Genomic DNA, 18,816 nt, shown 5'->3' on the forward strand with positions numbered 1-18,816 from the left:
CCGGCTGACTGTTGATGACACTGTTTATATGAAGCTATCTGCTGAGCAGCTCGCCGGTCATTTGCAACAAACACATGCGCCTGTCTATCTGGTCTCAGGTGATGAGCCTCTATTGAGCGCAGAGTGCTGCGACCAGCTACGTAGCGCTTTTCGCGACAAAGGCTTCAGTGAACGTGAGGTACTGCATGTAGAGGGGCATTTCAAATGGGAATACCTGCTTGAGTGCGCTAATGCCTTATCGCTATTTGCCGAGCAGAAGCTAATTGAAATACGCGTCGGCAGCCATAAAATCAATAAAGCGGCAGGCGATATTATCCAGGAATATATCGCGCACGCCCCCCCTGAAAATATCCTGCTGATAATTGCCGAAAAACTAGACGGTGCTGCCAAAAAGTCTGCCTGGCACAAAGCTATCGAACAGAAAGGTGTTTGTGTAGAGATCTGGCCCGTTGAGATAAATCAACTCCCCGGGTGGATCAGGCACAGAGCTATGAGTAAAAATATGCAGCTGGATGACAGCGCCATACAACTGCTATGCGACCGGGTTGAAGGAAATTTACTGGCAGCTAAACAGGAGTTAGATAAACTCCATCTATTACATCCGACCGGCACCTTATCGGCAGAGCAGATCGTCAATGCCGTCTCTGATAGCTCCCGATACGATGTCTACGCTTTAATGGATACCATTGCACTGGGACAAGGTGAGCGCTGCATTAAAATACTCAATGTTTTACGCCAGGAAGGCATAGAACCCCCCATTGTATTGTGGGCACTGACTCGCGAGATTCGCACCTTATATGCTATTCGCCAAGGCATAGAACGAGGCCTGGCTTACGAAACCATCTGCCAGAAAGAACGCATCTGGGGGAAACGCAAACAAACCCTGAAACGCTGCGCCGAACGACTTAGCATATCAACATTAGAAGACCTGCTTAAAACCAGCCAAGATCTTGATAAAGTTATTAAGGGAATGGGCACTGGCTCACCTTGGCTAATGCTTTCGGATATTGCCATCACCCTTTCAGGCAAACGCCTTCAACTTTCCTCGTTCTCCTGAGTTAATTCATCAGAGAATAGCAGCGCACTATTCGGCCAGCGTATGCACGACGTCAGTTGACAGTTTTATATTGTCATGCAAAGGACAACGCTCACACACCTCATCCAGAAATGCCTGCTTTTCCTGAGCCGTCATATCAGCATCAATTTCTGCGGTTACTCTGACAACCTGAAAACCAGATCTGTTTTCTGTAGGCTTGCCTAACAGGCCCGCCGGATCATAATCGCCTTCCGCAAAAACAGCAAAGCGACGCAGCTCAATTTTCCTCTGCCTGGCAGCGACGCGACCAATCGTCGCCACACAACCCGCCAACGAAAACAGAAAATACTCCAGCGGTGTTGGACCTTCATCGCTTCCCCCACCCGCCGCAGGCTGATCAATAATGACTTTATGGCCACGAATAGTTGATTCAACGCGGAATGAATCTTCCATTAGTGTTTCGACACGTACCGTTTTGGTGACAGACATAACAACTCCATATAAGAACTTTCTAATATTATTATATCAGTAAATAGCATGCTAGGAAGTCATCAGAACCGCTTTATTAAGACGAAAAATCAGATCAAAGAAAAGCGACGAATGGAACAGGGAAGAAAAGAAATAGAGGAAGAAGGAATCACAGGTACTGCCAGGACAGCAGTACCTGTTATTTCAAACAAAATACCCAGCGATTAACCGACCGTTTCGCCTTTAGCCTGGAGATCAGCATGATAAGAAGATCTTACCAGCGGTCCACTGGCTACATGGCTGAATCCTAGTTCTTTTGCAATCCGGGCAAACTCATCAAACTCGTCTGGAGTAACGAATCGATCGACCGGCAAGTGGCTGCGGCTTGGTTGCAGGTATTGACCAATCGTGAGCATGTTCACATTATGAGCACGCAGATCCTTCAATACCTCAATGATCTCTTCGTTGGTTTCACCGACACCGACCATCAGACCTGATTTAGTACGAATATCAGGACATTTTTCTTTAAAGCCTTTGAGCAGATCCAGCGACCATTGATAGTCAGCGCCCGGACGCACCTTGCGGTAAAGTCTCGGCACTGTTTCAAGGTTATGGTTAAACACGTCAGGCGGCGTCGCACTCAGAATATCCAGTGCAACGTCCATACGTCCTCTGAAGTCCGGCACTAACGTTTCAATCTGAATGGTCGAAGAACGCTGGCGCGTTTCAGAAATACAGTTGGCAATATGCTGTGCACCGCCATCCCGCAGATCATCGCGGTCGACTGATGTAATAACAACATAACGCAAACCCATATCGGTAATGGCTTCGGCTAACTCTCTTGGCTCGTTTTCAACCAGTGCATTAGGACGACCATGTGCCACATCACAGAACGGGCAACGACGTGTGCAGATATCACCCATCACCATAAAAGTGGCTGTTCCGTTAGTGAAACACTCACCTATGTTCGGGCAGCTGGCCTCTTCGCAAACAGAAGCCAGATTATGCTGACGCAGCTTATCTTTAATTCTTTTTACTTCTTTATTTGACCCCATTCGAACACGCAGCCACGCAGGCTTACGAGGCATTTCATCCTTTTCTGTCGGGATGACTTTGATGGGAATACGTGCCATTTTTTCAGCACCACGTAATTTAACACCCTGTTCCACCTTCACTACTGAAGAGGCTTTATCGGAACTGTTCGCCATATTATTGTGAGTCCAAGGAAGTTTGATGATTAACGGAATTATAACCTATTTCTTTAGTCAAGTAATTCACAAGCCATTGCGTCGCTTGCTGAGGATCGGCATCGGCAACCAATGTACACAACTGCGTCATCGCCATACCGGCATATCCACACGGGTTAATTCTTAAGAATGGTTCAAGATCCATATCAAGATTCAGCGCTAAACCATGAAAAGTACAACCACGACGCACTCTCAAGCCAAGCGAGGCAATTTTAGCATCACCTACGTAAACACCCGGCGCATCAGGTTTTGCATATGCATCAACAGCATAATGCTGCAATGTAGCAATAACAGCCTTTTCCATTAACGTCACTACATCACGAACACCGAGCTTATTTCTGCGCAGATCCAGCAACAGATAGATAACCAGTTGTCCAGGGCCATGGTAAGTAACCTGGCCACCCCGATCGACTTGCACAACCGGTATATCGCCGGTTAAAAGCAGATGTTCTTCTTTTCCGGCCTGCCCCTGTGTAAAAACAGGTTCGTGCTGAAGTACCCAGATTTCATCCGCTGTTTCCGCGTTGCGCTGATCCGTAAATGCCTGCATTTTATGCCATATAGGCTGATACGGCTGAATACCAAGATTGCGGACAATAACTGTATTATCAATAATCATCAGATAACGATATGCACCCGGTCAGAAGCGATCAGTTCTTCGTGCAAGCTCTTAAGCTGCTCTTCACCGGTAGCCGTTATAAACATCCGAATCGATCGGTAGGTCCCTTTGCTGCTATCGCGAATCGTAATTCGGCTCACATCCAAATCTGGCACATGCACCCTCATTACTTCGACTACAAATGTTTCAAAGTCATCCGAGTTTTTACCCACGACTTTAATCGGGTAATCAGGACAGGGAAATTCAATTTTTGGTGGTTGTTCTTGACTCATGATTACTCCCCCGTCATCAATTGATGCTGATAACGAGTAAAAATTTCAAACATTCGCTGCCAGACAGGCCCTTTTAACCCATCACCGACAACATAATCATCTACCTGAAGCACAGGTACAATGGCTCTTGTCGAACTGGATATCCACACCTCATCGGCATTTATCAAGCGCTGATAATCAATATCAGTTTCCTGACGTGGAATCCCATTCTGATCCGCCAGCTCAAGAATCAGAGCACGCGTTGTGCCACTGAGAATCTCAGTACCTATAGGTGGTGTATAAATCACACCGCGCTCAACAATGAAAAAATTACAGCTGGCGCCTTCCGTTAGTGTTCCATCACGCAGTAGAAGCGCTTCCTGCGCCCCCGCTTCTTTGGCTTGTTGCAGCACCAGAATATTGGGCAACAAACAAGTTGCTTTAATATCACAACGACGCCACCGCAGGTCTGCAGTGACAATAACCTTAATCCCTTCAACCCGCTCAATACCTTCCTGGTAAATATCACGAATAGGCTGACAACAGGCAAAGATAGTCGGCACCAGCTTGGGGTCAATAGCATGCACACGCTTGCCTGCACTACCGCGTGTCACCTGTAAGTATACCGATAGATTACCGCTGCCATTTAACGCTACTAAGCGACTCAGCATAGATGCCCAGTCGAAATCCAGTTCGATCCGCAACGCCCGAAGACTATGCTCTAATCTCTGCAAATGTTCATCTAAACGAAAGCCTACCCCCTGATAAAAAGGAATAACCTCATAGACGCTGTCGCTAAACAAAAAGCCACGATCAAATACTGATATCTTGGCTTCTTCAGCCGGGACGTAGTGCCCGTTTAAATAGACTGTTTCCATTATCACCAAAACGCAAAAGCTCACATTTTCAAATGTGAGCTCATACAAAAACCAATTAAAAAGAATCTTATCAGCTAATCAAGCTCATAAAAAATAACATAATGGTATGCCATATTTTCTTAAGTATGCCACCTTCAGAGACATTTTCCATTGCGACCAACGGAACACGGACTACATCTTCTCCGTTTAACGTCACGCGAACAGCGCCATATTCCTGTCCTTTAATGACAGGCGCCTTAATGACCTTATCCACATCCATGGTAGCCTCTAATTGATCAGCCTGGCCACGAGGTATAGTTACAGCTAATGCTTCGTTCAATCCCAGATGCACCTGATCTTCAAGTCCACCCCATACTTTAGCGGTATTCAGCAGTTCGTCTGCGCCATAGAGTTTGTGTGTACGGAAGTAACGAAAAGCGTATGCCAATATTTTCTGGCTTTCCTGTGCTCTGGATTCTTCACTATTAGTGCCCATAACAACCGAAATAAGACGCATACCATCACGCTTTGCCGAAGCCACCAAACAGTAGCCGGCTTCTTCCGTGTGTCCGGTTTTTATGCCATCGACCGTGTGATCACGCCATAACAACTTATTGCGATTAGGTTGGCGTATCTGATTATAGGTGTAATATTTTTCAGAATAGATGCCGTAGTGCTCAGGAAATTTCTGGATAATCGCTTTGGCAAGAATCGCCAAATCCATTGCTGTCGAGAAATGCCCCTCTGCCGGCAAACCTGTCGCGTTTGCAAAATGCGTATTATCCATACCCAGTAACTTGGCATGCTGGTTCATCAGATCAGCAAATGCCGATTCACTGCCGGCAATATGCTCTGCAACAGCAACGGATGCATCATTACCCGACTGGATAATAATACCTTTCAACAGGTCATCCAGTTTTACCTGAGTACCTTCTTTGATAAACATTCTCGAGCCTGGCGTTCTCCAGGCTTTTTCGCTGACCAGTACCAGATCATCCTTACCAATATTACCCTTATCAAGCTCATACTCAACGATATAGCTGGTCATCATTTTCGTCAGGCTTGCCGGTGCAAAACGCTCATCCGCTTTATCAGAAAGCACCACTTTACCCGTATCAGCATCCATCACCAGATAGGAAGTCGCTGAAACCTGGGGGGCAGAGGGCATCAGAGTAGTGGCGGCTTGCAGGTATCCCGTTGCAAGAAAAAGGCATAGAAAAGTAAAAAAGGCTGTTTTCAGTCTTTGCACAGTAAATCCCTGAATAGGTAGGCTAGTTTGTTTCGAGAATAGACGCTAATCGTTGGATTTAGTTCTACTCAATTCATTTTTAATGGCGTATTAACATTTAATTACGGCAAGTTTACCAGATGTGCACCAAGAAACCCCCTTTGGGTGAGCTTTTCAATCATATTATCTACTTCATACTGGTTCGTTACAGGCCCCAGTAAAACCCGGTAGAGTCTGCCGCTTGCCCGCTCAATATTATTCACGTGGGCTACGTGCATAAAATCCCCCCCCAACTGACTCGCCACATTACGTGCTGACGCTTCAGCCGAGTATGCCCCAACCTGAAGGTAGCGGCCGGCGGCCAGAGTATTCGATGCCACTGAAGGCGCCAACACTGCTGGCGTTGCTGAAGGCGTGATATTTTTTTGTGGTTCTGTCGCCGCAACCATTTTAGAGGCATTCCAGGTGATGGGGTTGATCGCCTCCACTTCAACATGAGCAGTTCCGTGGCGTAACACACCTAGCTTGGAAGCGGCCGCATAAGAGAGATCGATGATCCTGCCCCGATGGAATGGCCCACGGTCATTAACCCGCACAATCACCTGCCGGCCATTGGCCAGATTAGTCACCTTGGCGTACGTCGGTATAGGTAATGACTTATGTGCAGCGGTCATCTTGTACATATCGTAAGTTTCACCGTTTGATGTCAGATGTCCATGAAACTTATTACCGTACCAGGAAGCTCCGCCACGCTCACGATAGCCATCCGAATCATCGAGAACTGAATACTGTTTACCAAAGACACTGTAAGTGCTTTTGTTTCCACCGCGGCTGCGCGGTTCAACTTTAGGCACTGCATCGGGAACATTAGAGACATCAACAGGCCCAGACGGCCCGTGATCATGTTCAATACTGTAACGGCTCGTGCTTTTTTTGCTGGCACATCCACTGAGCAGCAACGCAAATATTGAAAAAGATAAAACGATAAGTTTCATACTCAATTACCCTTTCACGCCAAGTCGTTTTTCCGCCGCATGAATCGCTACCTTTTCAGCCACTATGGCCTGGCTTAGCTCATATACTGCCATTGCATATAAGCGACTTCGATTATAACGAGTAATCACATAATAGTTGTTTAAGCCTAACCAAAAACTTTCAACCTCTTTATCCTTCATGCGCAATAAAACAGCCGCTTGTTCTTGCGGATAACTCTGATCAATTTTAACTCCGAATGCGGCCCACTCAGACACTAAGCGCTTCGGCCTCTCCCCTGTATTGAGGTCAGCTTCAGGAACCGTCCCTTTTAACCTTACTTCAATAACCGTTTCACCCTGTGGCTGCCAGCCATGCTGTACAAAATAATTGGCGACACTACCAATAGCATCGACAGGATTACTCCACAAATCCCGTTTACCATCGCGATCAAAGTCCACCGCATAGGCCAAAAAGCTCGAAGGCATAAACTGCCCATACCCCATTGCTCCGGCATACGAGCTTTTCAAATCAACGACTTCTCTGTTTTCATCTCGAGCGAGTATCAAAAGATCTTTCAGCTGCTCCTGAAAAAACTCAGCCCGACGGGGATAATCAAACCCCAGCGTGGCCAGCGCATCAAGCGCCCTGTAACTACCAACATTTCGTCCATAATGAGTTTCAATACCGATAATAGACACGATAATCTCTGCCGGCACACCATATACTTGTTCAGCCCGCTGAAGCGTTTCCGCATGTTCGTTCCAAAAATCGACACCACGGGTTATGCGCTTTGGTTGCACGAACAGTTTACGATACCCGCCCCAATCCAGTCGCTTTTCGGCAGGCCGGTTCATTGCATTCAATATCGAATCTTTCTTTTCAGCATGGGCTAAAATGGAGCGCAGATAGTCAGCACTGAAGGCTTCTGCCTGCATTTTTTCAAGCCACTTCTCAGCCTCCGGGTGCTGACTATACCCGCCGGTTTCATTACCCTGAACGAAACAGGAAAACATCAACGCCAATAATCCGATCTTTCTTTTCCCGCTCAATTTCATCTGCGTACTCACCTCATCACCATCTGTTTATGGCTATAGACAGACATCAAAATACCAAAACCAGCCATTAGAGTAACTATAGACGTACCGCCATAACTAATCATAGGCAATGGCACTCCCACTACCGGTAATAACCCACTCACCATACCAATATTAACGACCACATATACGAAAAAAGTTAACACGATACTACCGGCAACCAGTCGGCCAAAACTACCTGAAACCCGCGTCGCCATCCATAACCCACGACCAATAATAAGAATATAAATAAACAGCAGCACCGCGACGCCTACAAAGCCTAACTCTTCAGCAATAACGGCAATAATAAAATCGGTATGGGATTCAGGCAAAAAGTCCAACTGCGACTGAGTTCCACCCAGCCAACCTTTACCCCAGACTCCCCCTGATCCTATGGCCGTTTTTGATTGAATGATATTCCAACCGGACCCAAGCGGATCACTTTCCGGGTCCATAAATGTTAGCACCCGTTGTCGCTGGTAATCCTTCATCACCATCCATAAACCAGGCAATGCTGCAGCGGCTATACCTAATGCACCTAAAATATAACGCCAGCGAATGCCAGAAAAAAGCAGGACAAACACACCGGAAGCGGCAATCAACAGAGAGGTCCCTAAATCCGGCTGCTTCATGATCAAAACCGTCGGCATACCTATAAGAACAAGGCTGACCAGCGAGTGTTTAAAACTCGGAGGTAGCGACCTTCCCGCCAGATAGCACGCCACCATAAGGGGCAATATGAGTTTCATAACCTCCGAAGGCTGAAACCGAAACCCCGGCAAAGCGATCCAGCGTTGCGCCCCTTTTGCTCCCACGCCAAAAAACATGACCATCAAGAGAAGCACAACGCCTGCCGCATACACCCAGGGTGCCCAGCGGATCAGAATACGCGGGCTGAACTGCGCAAGTACGATCAGCACGGCAAAACCGGCACCAATACGAATCGCCTGCCTGATGACGTAATCAACATCTTGTCCTGAGGCGCTATACAGTACGAACAGTCCAAAACAGCACAATACAAACAGGAAAAACAGCATCCAGGCATCCAGATGTGTATAGCTCCACCAGCCTTTTTTACGGCGCAGATGATGCCCGGCTTCTGGCATGCTCCGTTCAAAGTCACGACTATTCATGCGCAATGCCTACCAGATCAGCGTCTTCAACTGATGGATCAATACCTAACAAATATGCATCCATCACTTTACGCGCCAGTGGTGCTGCCGTACTCGAACCTCCGCCACCATTTTCAACAATAACAGCCAAGGCGATTTTAGGCTTGTCCGCAGGCGCAAAGGCCAGAAAAAGTGCATGATCATGGAAACGTTTATCGAGCTTATCCCGGTCATAACGCTCATCTTGCTTGATGCCAACCACTTGCGCTGTGCCGGTTTTCCCGGCAATTTGATAAGGCGCATCCAATCCTATTTTACGTGCAGTTCCGCGCGGGCCATGCACTACCTCAACCATATTTTCAACAATTATGTCCCAATACTCCGGGTGTTTAAGCTTTACATCTTCAGGGTAGGAACGCGGATTCGGAAGTTCAGGCATCGCAATCTTTAACGCACCATTTTCATCCATGTTACGTACCCCTTTAAGAAGTCTGGGCTGCACCCATTTACCACGATTAGCCAGCACTGTGGCGGCGGTGGCAAGCTGTAATGGTGTTGTCAGCAAAAAACCCTGGCCAATACTTAAATTCAATGAATCTCCTGGATACCAGGGCAACTTATACTTATTGCGCTTCCACTCCCGGGAAGGCAGAATACCGTTTAACGCCTCTGGCAAGTCCAGACTGGTAACCTGACCAAAACCAAAGCTGCCTAAATAATCCGACATGGGATCAATGCCCATTCGGTAGCCTGCATCATAAAACCAGACATCGCAAGATTGCGCGAAAGCAAGCTTCATATCGACTTTGCCATGACCACCACGTTTCCAATCGCGGTATTTTCGTCCACCGTGCGTTAGGGTATAAAAACCAGGATCCCAAACCGTATGTGTCGCCGATACGGTCTCCGAATCCACTGCCGCCAGGCCTATAATCGGCTTAATCGTTGAGGCAGGCGGGTAGCGGCCACGTAACGCCCGGTTGAATAGTGGCAGGTCTGGTGAATCACGTAATGCCGAATAGTCAGCTGTAGAGATGCCGGTAACGAAAAGGTTAGGATCATAACCAGGCGTCGATACCAACGCTATAATGCCACCTGTCTCAGGATCAATCGCAACAATAGACGCTTTTTCTCCCTCCACCAGCTTTTCAGTAATCTGCTGTAATCTCAGATCAATAAATAGCTGCAGATCCTGGCCAGGTACCGGTTCAGTCCGCTCCAGTATACGCATTACCCGGCCGCGTGCATTGGTCTCAACTTTCTGCATTCCTACTGAACCATGCAGTATCGGCTCATAGAATTTCTCAATGCCTAGTTTGCCAATGTAATTAGTGCCTGCGTACGCTTTAGGATCAGTCTGCTGCAGCTCTTTTTCATTAATCCGCCCGACATACCCCATCGCATGCACCAGAGTTTCGCCATAAGGATAATAGCGTATCAAATCGGCTTCGACCTGAACGCCAGGCAGACGATGGTAATTGACGGCCAGTTTAGCAATTTCCTCTTCGGTAAGACGAAATCTGACCGGCACTGTTTCATAAGGACGACGGCGCTGACTCAGCCGTTTTTTGAAAGATTCGATATCTTTATCGCTGATATCAATAATATTTTGCAACGCTGAAAGGGTTGAATCGAGCTCTTTGCCGACCTCTTCTTTAAGCAGAGTAACACTGTAACTGGGGCGATTATCCGCCAACAAAATCCCACTTGTGTCATATATAAGGCCGCGCGTAGGTGCAACCGGTTGCAGCTGCACGCGGTTCTGTTCCGACATGGCGGCAAAACGGTCATATTGAAGCACTTGCAGATAGTAGAGCCGCCCCAGCAGCACAGCGATCAGCAGCAGTACAATAATAAATGCAAGAAACGCCCGAAAAGAAAAGGTTCGGCCTTCCTGAGAATGGTCTTTTAAACGCTCAAATCGGGACATAGCTACTTATGATACGGGTGACCTTGAATAATTGTCCAAGCCCGGTAAACCTGCTCGGCAAGAATAACGCGCACTAAAGGATGAGGAAGGGTCAAACCCGACAAAGACCATTTCTGATCAGCCAGAGCGACACAACGAGGATCCAGACCATCAGGGCCACCGACTAATAAGGAAATATTACGACCATCCATCTGCCACTCACTGACCTTATCAGCCAACTGCTCTGTCGACCATGAACGACCCTGCACTTCCAATGCGATAATGCGATCCCCTTTGGGAATCGCCGCCAACATAGCATCACCTTCCTGACGAATCGCACGCGCCATATCGGCCCCTTTACCACGGTGCCCCAAAGGTAGCTCAATCAATTCCAGCGTCATTTCATGAGGGAGGCGTTTGCTGTATTCGTGGAAACCTGTCGTTACCCAATCAGGCATTTTTCCACCCACAGCCAGCAACCGAATCTTCATCCTTTCAGAACACTCACATTTGCCTCAGCTGTCTCATCGTCCAATGGATCAAAACGCCATAAACGCTCTAAATCGTAATAGCTTCTGGCATCCGGCATCATGATATGGACGACCAATTCACCCAAATCAACCAATACCCAATCACCATCACTCTGCCCTTCTGTGCCAAGGGGTTCGACACCCGCCTGCTTCACTTTGTCAGATACTGCCTGAGCTAATGACACTACGTGCCGCTTTGATGTTCCACTGGCGATCAGCATGAAATCTGTAATACTCGATTTACCACGCACATCAATCACATCGATATCCCGCGCTTTCACATCATCAAGCGCTTCACGTACTAGTGCAATAAGTTGCTCAGTTTGCATCGACAATTAACTATCCTTTTTTGAAAAATAAAGTTTATGTTCTTGTATAAAATTCCAGACGCCATCCGGTAACAGATACCGGGGGGACTGTCCGTTAGCAATCAGTTCACGGATATAGGTGGCTGAAATACTCAACGGTGTTAACTCGTGAACCAGAATGGAGCCTGCTGACTGTGTCAGGATATCACTTTTTCGCTCAACCTGATGCTTTGCCAACAACTGCTTTAAGACCTGATTCGGTTTAAAATGGTAACCGGGGCGTGCCACAACAATGATATGACAATATTCAAGGTACTCATCAAAGCGAAACCATTGATCAAATGACAGAAAAGAATCCATTCCCACTACCATACAGACCGGCTTTGCCAGACCAAGTTCCTTACGTAACATTTCCAATGTGTAAATTGTGAATGATGGCCGATCAGACATAATCTCCCGGGGATCACAACGCAAGGCACTTTCACCGTCAATGGCTTGCTCTACCATGGCTAAACGGGCTTTCGCTGTAGACCCTGGCGTTTCGCGGTGTACTGGCACATTGGCAGGCATCAGATAAACATGCCCGACACTCAACCATTGCTGTATTTCCAGTGCCGTTCTGAGGTGCCCGAAATGGATGGGGTCAAAAGTCCCACCCATGAACACATGCGCACTGTTGGCGTGCTCGTCTGAAGAACTACCTAAAGAGCTGCCTACAGAGTTATTTGCGTGTATGACCGTCACCCAGCACTACGTATTTCTGAGAAGTTAATCCCTCAAGCCCGACAGGACCACGCGCATGGATTTTATCGGTCGAAATACCTATCTCCGCACCTAGTCCATACTCAAAGCCATCGGCAAAGCGTGTAGACGCGTTAACAATGACAGAGCTTGAATCAACTTCACGCAGAAAACGGCGCGACAATGTATAGTTTTCTGTCACGATGGCATCCGTATGGTGAGATCCATAATGATTAATATGCTTAATCGCGGCGTCAATATCAGCAACAACCTTAATCGACAATACCGGTGCCAAATACTCGGTAGACCAATCCGCTTCTGTCGCTTCTTTTATAGCAGGTACCAGTGTTCGTGTTTGCGCACAACCACGTAACTCAACGCCTGCCGCCTTAAAACGATCAACTAAATCACCCAGCACCTCTTCAGCAACACCTTCATGAACCAGTAAGGTTTCCATCGTATTGCAGGTGCCGTAACGGTGAGTTTTAGCATTGAGCGCTATATTAACCGCTTTAGCTCTATCTGCCTGCAGGTCTATAAATACGTGGCAAATGCCATCAAGATGCTTAATCACCGGTACTTTGGCGTCACGACTGATACGTTCTATCAGACCCTTCCCCCCACGCGGCACGATCACATCGACATATTCCGGCATGGTAATTAATTTGCCTACCGCCTCCCGATCCGTTGTTTCAACAACCTGCACAGCCTCAGCAGGCAGTCCAGCCGCCGTTAAACCAGTACGGATACAGGCAGCCACGGCCTGGTTAGAATGAATCGCTTCTGAGCCACCACGCAAAATAGTCGCATTGCCTGATTTAAGACACAAACTGGCAGCTTCAACCGTCACATTCGGACGGGATTCATAAATAATGCCGATAACACCCAGTGGCACACGCATTTTGCCTACCTGAATACCGGAAGGGCGGTAATTCATATCGGTAATACTGCCAACAGGATCAGGCAGTGCCACCACCTGGCGTAAGCCTTCAATCATGCCATCGATGGTTTTATTACCCATCTCCAGCCTGTCCAGCATGGCTGCATCCAAGCCATTCTGACGAGCATTTTCCAGATCTTTTCTATTCGCGTCTATTAGCTCAGCGCGATTAGCATCAAGCGCTGCAGCCATACCCAGTAACGCTTTATTTTTGATGCCCGTATCTGCACGCGCCACCAATCGGGATGCTTCTCTGGCCTTTTGTCCTAACATGTTCATATATAGTTCGACGTTCATCACTTACCCTTCCGCGTTCACGTAACCTATAATTATACAATGCTATTATTGCCGGGTCATGAACTGCTTTATATGAGTGACCATAAAGACCACTAACTGATATCATCGATCCACATTTTAATGTGGCAACGACCTTAATACGGACACATACCAGTCAAATGCAATTCATCCTGAAAAAACCGCACTACCGATTAATATTTGCCACGGCACTGGTAATGCTATCAGGCTGGATTATTAGCGCATCTTACCTTTATCTGGTGACTGACAGTATCGCCAAAAACGAAGCACAGATAACTGCACGGCACACTGCCCGCCAAGCCGCGATTACTATCCAGCCTTACCTTCTGGCTGAAGATATCATTAGCCTGAACTTTTACCTGAATAACCTCACAGAAGCCCGCTTAGTTAATGGCGTCGCCATCTACAACAAACAATCCAAACTCATTGCCAGGGCAGGTGAAAACAACGGGACTGAGCAACAAGTCATCCTCGGCAATCAACAAACACCTACCGGAACATTAAAGCTCTATAGCAACCATGAAGCACAGAAAGACATGCTGTCCGGCCTGTTATGGCAAGTATCCATTCTCTCTTTAATCACATTATTGGCGACATTAGTGACATTATGGTTAGCGTTAAAACCATTAAAAATCAGCTCAGATGAGCCCGAAGGCACTGAAAAGCAAAACGATGCTCTTACAGCAGAAACAGCATCAGAAGCAGTAACAGAAGTTCACAACGAAGAGGAATCGACTCAAAACACAGTTTCTGACTCATTTACTCAAACCTTAGAAGCAGCGCTGGAAGACACGCCAGGCAAGATCCCACCGATACTGGAGGTAGACAGCAGCAACAATCCCAGCGCCACCCGCCCGGAAGAAGCGTTAGACGAGAACAACTCAGACACCCTAAAGACTCATCAACTTCATGATTCATCGTCAGACGAAACGCTCAACGATGACGAATTGGTGAATTTACTAAGACCCGATACGACTCAGCGTATGCCGCACTTTACTCCCTCGCCCATGCAGCCCGATGATGATGAAGTGCAACCCCGACAACCACAGCGTGAAGCAACCTATGAACTGGAAGAGCACCAACAAAGCACGTCTCAGGCAGCCCCGGCTTCTGCAAAGCCCAACCCCTTGCGCGCTCATGAGCGCACTGAAGAACAGCTTGATCTTTACAGCCTGGAGCACCAGTTAGAACTATCACTGCAACCACAGGATGCCGCCTACCTGTTTTATATCGATGCCACAACAGGCCATGCGGATTACGTGGAACCAGAAGAACATAATTATTTACTGCAAACATACGAAAAACTGATCAAAAAAGTAGCCGCTATCTATGGCGGTGCCGTTTCTATCGACGCCAGTGGAGATCTGCAACTATTCTTTGATGATCAGGATGAAGAAGATGGTCATGGTGTACATGCGCTATGCGCTGCAAAACTCTTCACCCTGCTGTACAGAGCATTCAATCAGGCACGCATCAAATCGTTTAAGCCTGTCCTTAATCTCCACATGGCTATTGTTCGTGGCAACCGGGCAAAGTTTAATTTAATTAAAGAAGAGGCGTTATTCCTGACACGTACCACGCAGAGCAATGAGCTGATAAGCCACACAGCGTTAACCGAAGCACGCCAACTGAAAGCAACGCTGCTATCCAGCGCTGATGTGCGCCGGGAAGATGAAGATAAAGTATTAATTCTTTCGTTAACGGCTTCCTATCAGGCTTTGCTTAACAAACAAGCAACTCATCTGCTCAGCAAGCCTGTCAAAGAAACAACAGCAGATCATTGATCTGCTGTCTCACTCTTAGTACTCATCACTTCAAGCTTATCGACACGCTGATACCCACGCGGCAACTTATTACCACGGCGCCCCCGCTCACCCCGATAATGCTCCAGATCAGAGGGCTTCAGCTTCAGGTGCTGTCGACCCGCATGCACCTGCAACGTGGCATCAGGCATAAAGATGGCCACATCACAAACGACCTCTTCCCGTGTTGCCGCCCGTACAGAAGGGATGTTTATAATTTTATTACCTTTTCCTCGTGCCAGCTCTGGCAACTCAGATACAGGGAATACCAATAAACGCCCCTCACTCGTGATAGCCGCTAATAATGCCTGCGCCATATCGTCAACCTTGACAGGATCCAGCACGTGCGCATTTTTCGGCAAAGTCAGTGCCGCTTTACCATTCTTGGTTTTACTCGACAGGTCAGCAATAGAGGTAATAAATCCATATCCGGCATCGGATGCCAATAATATTTTATCATCATCTTTACCGGATATAGCCGCTTCTATGACAGCCCCTTTCTGTAAGGTTATACGTCCGGTAATCGGCTCCCCCTGTCCGCGGGCAGAAGGCAAGGTATGCGCTTCCAGCGTATAACTTCGTCCGGTTGAATCAAGCAGAATAAGCGGCTGATTCATGCGGCCGGCACACGCCAATTTAAATCCATCGCCAGACTTATAACTCAAACCAGCACCGTCTATATCATGCCCTTTTGCGGCACGTATCCAGCCCTGCTTCGAAATAACAGCCGTCACAGGATCCGACGAAAGCAGATCTTTTTCACTAAACGCCTGCGCTTCCTGGCGCGACACAAGAGGCGAACGCCGTGCATCGCCGTATGTCTCCATATCTTGCGTGAGTTCTTTTTTAATCAGCGTACGCATTCTTTGATCAGAGCCTAATATCAGCTCAAGTTTTTTACGCTCAGCTTCCAGCTCATCCTGCTCTGACTTGATCTTAAACTCTTCAAGCTTAGCCAGGTGGCGCAGCTTCAGATCGAGAATTGCGTCAGCCTGAATATCGCTCAGGTTAAAGCGCCTCATCAACTCCTGTTTAGGTTCATCTTCATAACGAATGATCGCAATCACTTCATCAATATTAAGATAAGCAACCATCAAACCTTCGAGGATATGCAGCCGATCCAACACTTTCGACAGGCGATGTTCAAGACGACGACGTACAACACCGGTGCGCCAACTCAGCCATTCAGTCAAAATCATACGCAGATTTTTTACTTGCGGACGCCCATCCACACCGATCATGTTCATATTGACACGATAGGTTCTCTCAAGGTCTGTCGACGCAAAAAGATGCGCCATCAACTGCTCGACATCAATACGGTTGGAGCGCGGAATAATCACCAGGCGAGTCGGACTTTCATGATCAGACTCATCACGAAGATCCGCCACCATCGGCAGCTTTTTCTGCTGCATCTGTTGTGCGATCTGCTCGAGAATTTTGTCACCCGACACCTGATACGGCAGCGCAGTGACAATAATATCGCCCTGCTCCTGCGTGTAAACGGCCCGCATCCGCACCGACCCCTTACCTGTCTCATAAAGCTTCAGCAGGTCGCTGGGCGAAGAGATAATCTCGGCATCCGTTGGCATATCCGGCGCTGGAATAAATGTGCACAACTCAGCAATATCCGCTTTGGGATTATCCAGCAGATGAATACAGGCAGAGGTCACTTCCCGCAGGTTATGCGGCGGAATATCAGTAGCCATACCCACCGCAATACCGCTGCCGCCATTCAGCAGGATATTGGGTAAACGCGCCGGCAGTACCGCCGGCTCGAGCAGGGTTCCATCAAAGTTGGGTAGCCAATCGACCGTACCCTGACTCACTTCCTGCAATAAGACTTCGGCATACTTAGTCAGCTTGGCTTCGGTATAACGCATCGCAGCAAATGATTTAGGATCATCTTGTGAGCCCCAGTTCCCCTGACCATCCACCAGTGGATAGCGATAACTAAATGGCTGCGCCATCAGCACCATCGCTTCATAGCAGGCACTATCACCATGCGGATGGTATTTACCCAACACATCACCGACCGTACGCGCAGACTTCTTATGCTTGGCAGCGGCCTTCAAACCCAACTCGGACATTGCGTAAACAATGCGGCGCTGCACAGGTTTCATGCCATCGCCAACATGTGGCAAAGCACGATCCAGAATGACGTACATGGAGTAGTCCAGATACGCTTTTTCGGTAAAATCCTTCAGCGATAAACGTTCGATGCTATCGTCTGTTATTACTTCACTCATGTTTTAATATCCATCAACTTGTCTTATAAACCATAACCTGTCACAAAAAACCCAAATAGATCACTTATATCAGGGTATAAAAACAATACGGCTGCATAAAAATAAACCATATAATGACATTTATAAGCCAAAATTAACCATAATATGGCAAAATATTCATCCTTACTTCAGAACCACTCGAAGGATAGCATGCAAGAAACGCATTAAGCGACAATATAAAAACATGTAACCTCTTGCACAAAACTATTAATAATAAAGCTAGTATAGATCGACTAAGGTAGTGGCGTAGAACAAACAACACTAGTCTAAAAAACCTCCTCGGCAAAACCAATCATCCTCAGCTAATGTAATGTAGAAAATTGATCGCCAAGAGTTAGGTTGATGGCACTGCGATATTCTATGGAAGTGCCCCGAAACACCTCCTTCCTCCATTATAGGTAACAACCCCCGGACAGTTTCTATTGCTGTTGTCATCTCGGTAGTAGCCTGTACAGAAAAAGCGTCGCCTAAGCCAAACGCCACAAAGTGAGTTTCAACCCTTTCTTTAGATAGTGCCGACCATGTTGCAGGAGGATAAACAGAGTAAGTAACAATGGGGATAGTGTCGTGCCTTACCGTACCCCTGATCCACCTCTCATCAAAAAACATAGAATCATCAAAATATGGATGTATGGATAGCATTTCAGGTTGAGATATAACTGAGCTACCCTTCCCAGTATTACAGTCTCGGCATGCGGGGACTAAATTGATAGGTAATACGGAAAACAAATGGTAACGCGACTTAGGCAAGTAATGGTCTAAAGTATGCACACTCCCAAAGCCACATATCGGACAGACCCCACCGGTAGAAGCTTTAATTGCCTCATAAATATCCCGAGCGGCAGTTGACTCTTTCAGAAAATATGTCTCATAAAGTATTTTCAAATCATCTTTAGTAACATCACCTACAATCTTATCCTCGGAGTGACCATGCCGCGCACATTGGAAAGTATGTAGGCAAAGTGACTCTGCTTTTTGCTTATACTTATCTTCGTTGTCCAGGATCAGCTGTTTTTCAAATAACAACCTCGTATACAAATCAGTTCCAACACCTACATTATCCAAGGATGCTTGATAAGCATCTTCAAAGCTAAATGGCGGATAAGGTAATTTTTTCATG

General features: G+C 47.2%; 18 protein-coding genes. 2 read left to right on the forward strand and 16 right to left on the reverse strand.

The annotated features are described in order from the left end of the window. Positions 1 to 28: 28 nt before the first annotated feature. Entirely contained in the window at positions 29 to 1,057 is a 1,029-nt protein-coding gene (holA, locus tag BM099_RS04875; RefSeq protein ID WP_090725157.1) for a DNA polymerase III subunit delta, read from the forward strand. Positions 1,058 to 1,084: 27 nt separating this feature from the next. On the opposite strand, the gene BM099_RS04880 is transcribed toward holA, so the two are convergent. The 14 genes from BM099_RS04880 to BM099_RS04945 all read right to left on the reverse strand — a co-directional run bounded on the left by BM099_RS04880 (position 1,085) and on the right by BM099_RS04945 (position 13,591). After that, positions 1,085 to 1,525, reverse strand: a complete 441-nt coding sequence (locus BM099_RS04880) for an OsmC family protein (protein ID WP_090725159.1) — start codon at positions 1,523 to 1,525, stop codon at positions 1,085 to 1,087. A 203-nt stretch (positions 1,526 to 1,728) separates the two neighbouring features. Next, complete coding sequence (gene lipA, locus BM099_RS04885) at positions 1,729 to 2,712, reverse strand: lipoyl synthase (RefSeq protein ID WP_090725162.1); 984 nt, start codon at positions 2,710 to 2,712, stop codon at positions 1,729 to 1,731. 1 nt (position 2,713) lies between these two features. Then, complete coding sequence (gene lipB, locus BM099_RS04890) at positions 2,714 to 3,370, reverse strand: lipoyl(octanoyl) transferase LipB (protein ID WP_177201085.1); 657 nt, start codon at positions 3,368 to 3,370, stop codon at positions 2,714 to 2,716. Beyond that, positions 3,370 to 3,642, reverse strand: coding sequence for a YbeD family protein (locus BM099_RS04895; protein WP_090725164.1), 273 nt, complete (start codon positions 3,640 to 3,642; stop codon positions 3,370 to 3,372). The genes lipB and BM099_RS04895 overlap by 1 nt, the downstream gene beginning before the upstream one ends. 2 nt (positions 3,643 to 3,644) lie before the next feature. Then, positions 3,645 to 4,499 carry a D-amino acid aminotransferase gene (locus tag BM099_RS04900; protein ID WP_090725166.1) on the reverse strand — a complete coding sequence of 285 codons (855 nt, stop codon included), beginning with the start codon at positions 4,497 to 4,499 and terminating at the stop codon, positions 3,645 to 3,647. A 70-nt stretch (positions 4,500 to 4,569) separates the two neighbouring features. Then, positions 4,570 to 5,718, reverse strand: coding sequence for a D-alanyl-D-alanine carboxypeptidase family protein (locus BM099_RS04905; RefSeq protein ID WP_415860140.1), 1,149 nt, complete (start codon positions 5,716 to 5,718; stop codon positions 4,570 to 4,572). A 110-nt stretch (positions 5,719 to 5,828) separates the two neighbouring features. Further along, positions 5,829 to 6,701 (reverse strand): septal ring lytic transglycosylase RlpA family protein, encoded by an 873-nt coding sequence (locus tag BM099_RS04910; RefSeq protein WP_090725168.1) that lies wholly within the window; start codon positions 6,699 to 6,701, stop codon positions 5,829 to 5,831. 6 nt (positions 6,702 to 6,707) lie between these two features. Next, positions 6,708 to 7,736, reverse strand: coding sequence for a lytic murein transglycosylase B (mltB, locus tag BM099_RS04915; protein WP_090725170.1), 1,029 nt, complete (start codon positions 7,734 to 7,736; stop codon positions 6,708 to 6,710). A gap of 8 nt (positions 7,737 to 7,744) precedes the next feature. Continuing rightward, on the reverse strand, positions 7,745 to 8,887 hold the full coding sequence (gene rodA / locus BM099_RS04920; RefSeq protein ID WP_090725173.1) for a rod shape-determining protein RodA: 1,143 nt from the start codon (positions 8,885 to 8,887) through the stop codon (positions 7,745 to 7,747). Beyond that, the gene (gene mrdA, locus BM099_RS04925) at positions 8,880 to 10,796 is read right to left on the reverse strand and encodes a penicillin-binding protein 2 (RefSeq protein WP_090725175.1); all 1,917 of its coding nucleotides are present in this window, start codon (positions 10,794 to 10,796) and stop codon (positions 8,880 to 8,882) included. The genes rodA and mrdA overlap by 8 nt, the downstream gene beginning before the upstream one ends. 2 nt (positions 10,797 to 10,798) lie before the next feature. After that, positions 10,799 to 11,266, reverse strand: a complete 468-nt coding sequence (gene rlmH / locus BM099_RS04930; RefSeq protein WP_090725177.1) for a 23S rRNA (pseudouridine(1915)-N(3))-methyltransferase RlmH — start codon at positions 11,264 to 11,266, stop codon at positions 10,799 to 10,801. Next, positions 11,263 to 11,634 carry a ribosome silencing factor gene (gene rsfS / locus BM099_RS04935; RefSeq protein WP_090725180.1) on the reverse strand — a complete coding sequence of 124 codons (372 nt, stop codon included), beginning with the start codon at positions 11,632 to 11,634 and terminating at the stop codon, positions 11,263 to 11,265. The genes rlmH and rsfS overlap by 4 nt, the downstream gene beginning before the upstream one ends. Before the next feature lie 6 nt (positions 11,635 to 11,640). Then, positions 11,641 to 12,357: a nicotinate-nucleotide adenylyltransferase gene (gene nadD, locus BM099_RS04940; protein WP_244889914.1), complete on the reverse strand. Its 717-nt coding sequence runs from the start codon at positions 12,355 to 12,357 to the stop codon at positions 11,641 to 11,643. Further along, positions 12,335 to 13,591 carry a glutamate-5-semialdehyde dehydrogenase gene (locus tag BM099_RS04945; protein WP_090725185.1) on the reverse strand — a complete coding sequence of 419 codons (1,257 nt, stop codon included), beginning with the start codon at positions 13,589 to 13,591 and terminating at the stop codon, positions 12,335 to 12,337. The genes nadD and BM099_RS04945 overlap by 23 nt, the downstream gene beginning before the upstream one ends. A 215-nt stretch (positions 13,592 to 13,806) precedes the next feature. On the opposite strand from BM099_RS04945, the gene BM099_RS04950 reads away from it, so the two are divergent. Continuing rightward, on the forward strand, positions 13,807 to 15,393 hold the full coding sequence (locus BM099_RS04950) for a hypothetical protein (protein WP_177201086.1): 1,587 nt from the start codon (positions 13,807 to 13,809) through the stop codon (positions 15,391 to 15,393). On the opposite strand, the gene parC is transcribed toward BM099_RS04950, so the two are convergent. Together parC and BM099_RS04960 are read right to left on the reverse strand one after the other, a co-directional pair. Next, positions 15,387 to 17,657, reverse strand: a complete 2,271-nt coding sequence (gene parC / locus BM099_RS04955; RefSeq protein WP_090725191.1) for a DNA topoisomerase IV subunit A — start codon at positions 17,655 to 17,657, stop codon at positions 15,387 to 15,389. The genes BM099_RS04950 and parC overlap by 7 nt on opposite strands. Positions 17,658 to 17,957: 300 nt before the next feature. Beyond that, positions 17,958 to 18,815, reverse strand: coding sequence for an HNH endonuclease (locus tag BM099_RS04960; protein WP_090725193.1), 858 nt, complete (start codon positions 18,813 to 18,815; stop codon positions 17,958 to 17,960). Position 18,816 lies beyond the last annotated feature (1 nt).

Origin of the sequence: Neptunomonas qingdaonensis, from assembly GCF_900113275.1 — a bacterium.
Classification (GTDB): Bacteria; Pseudomonadota; Gammaproteobacteria; order Pseudomonadales; family Balneatricaceae; genus Neptunomonas; species Neptunomonas qingdaonensis.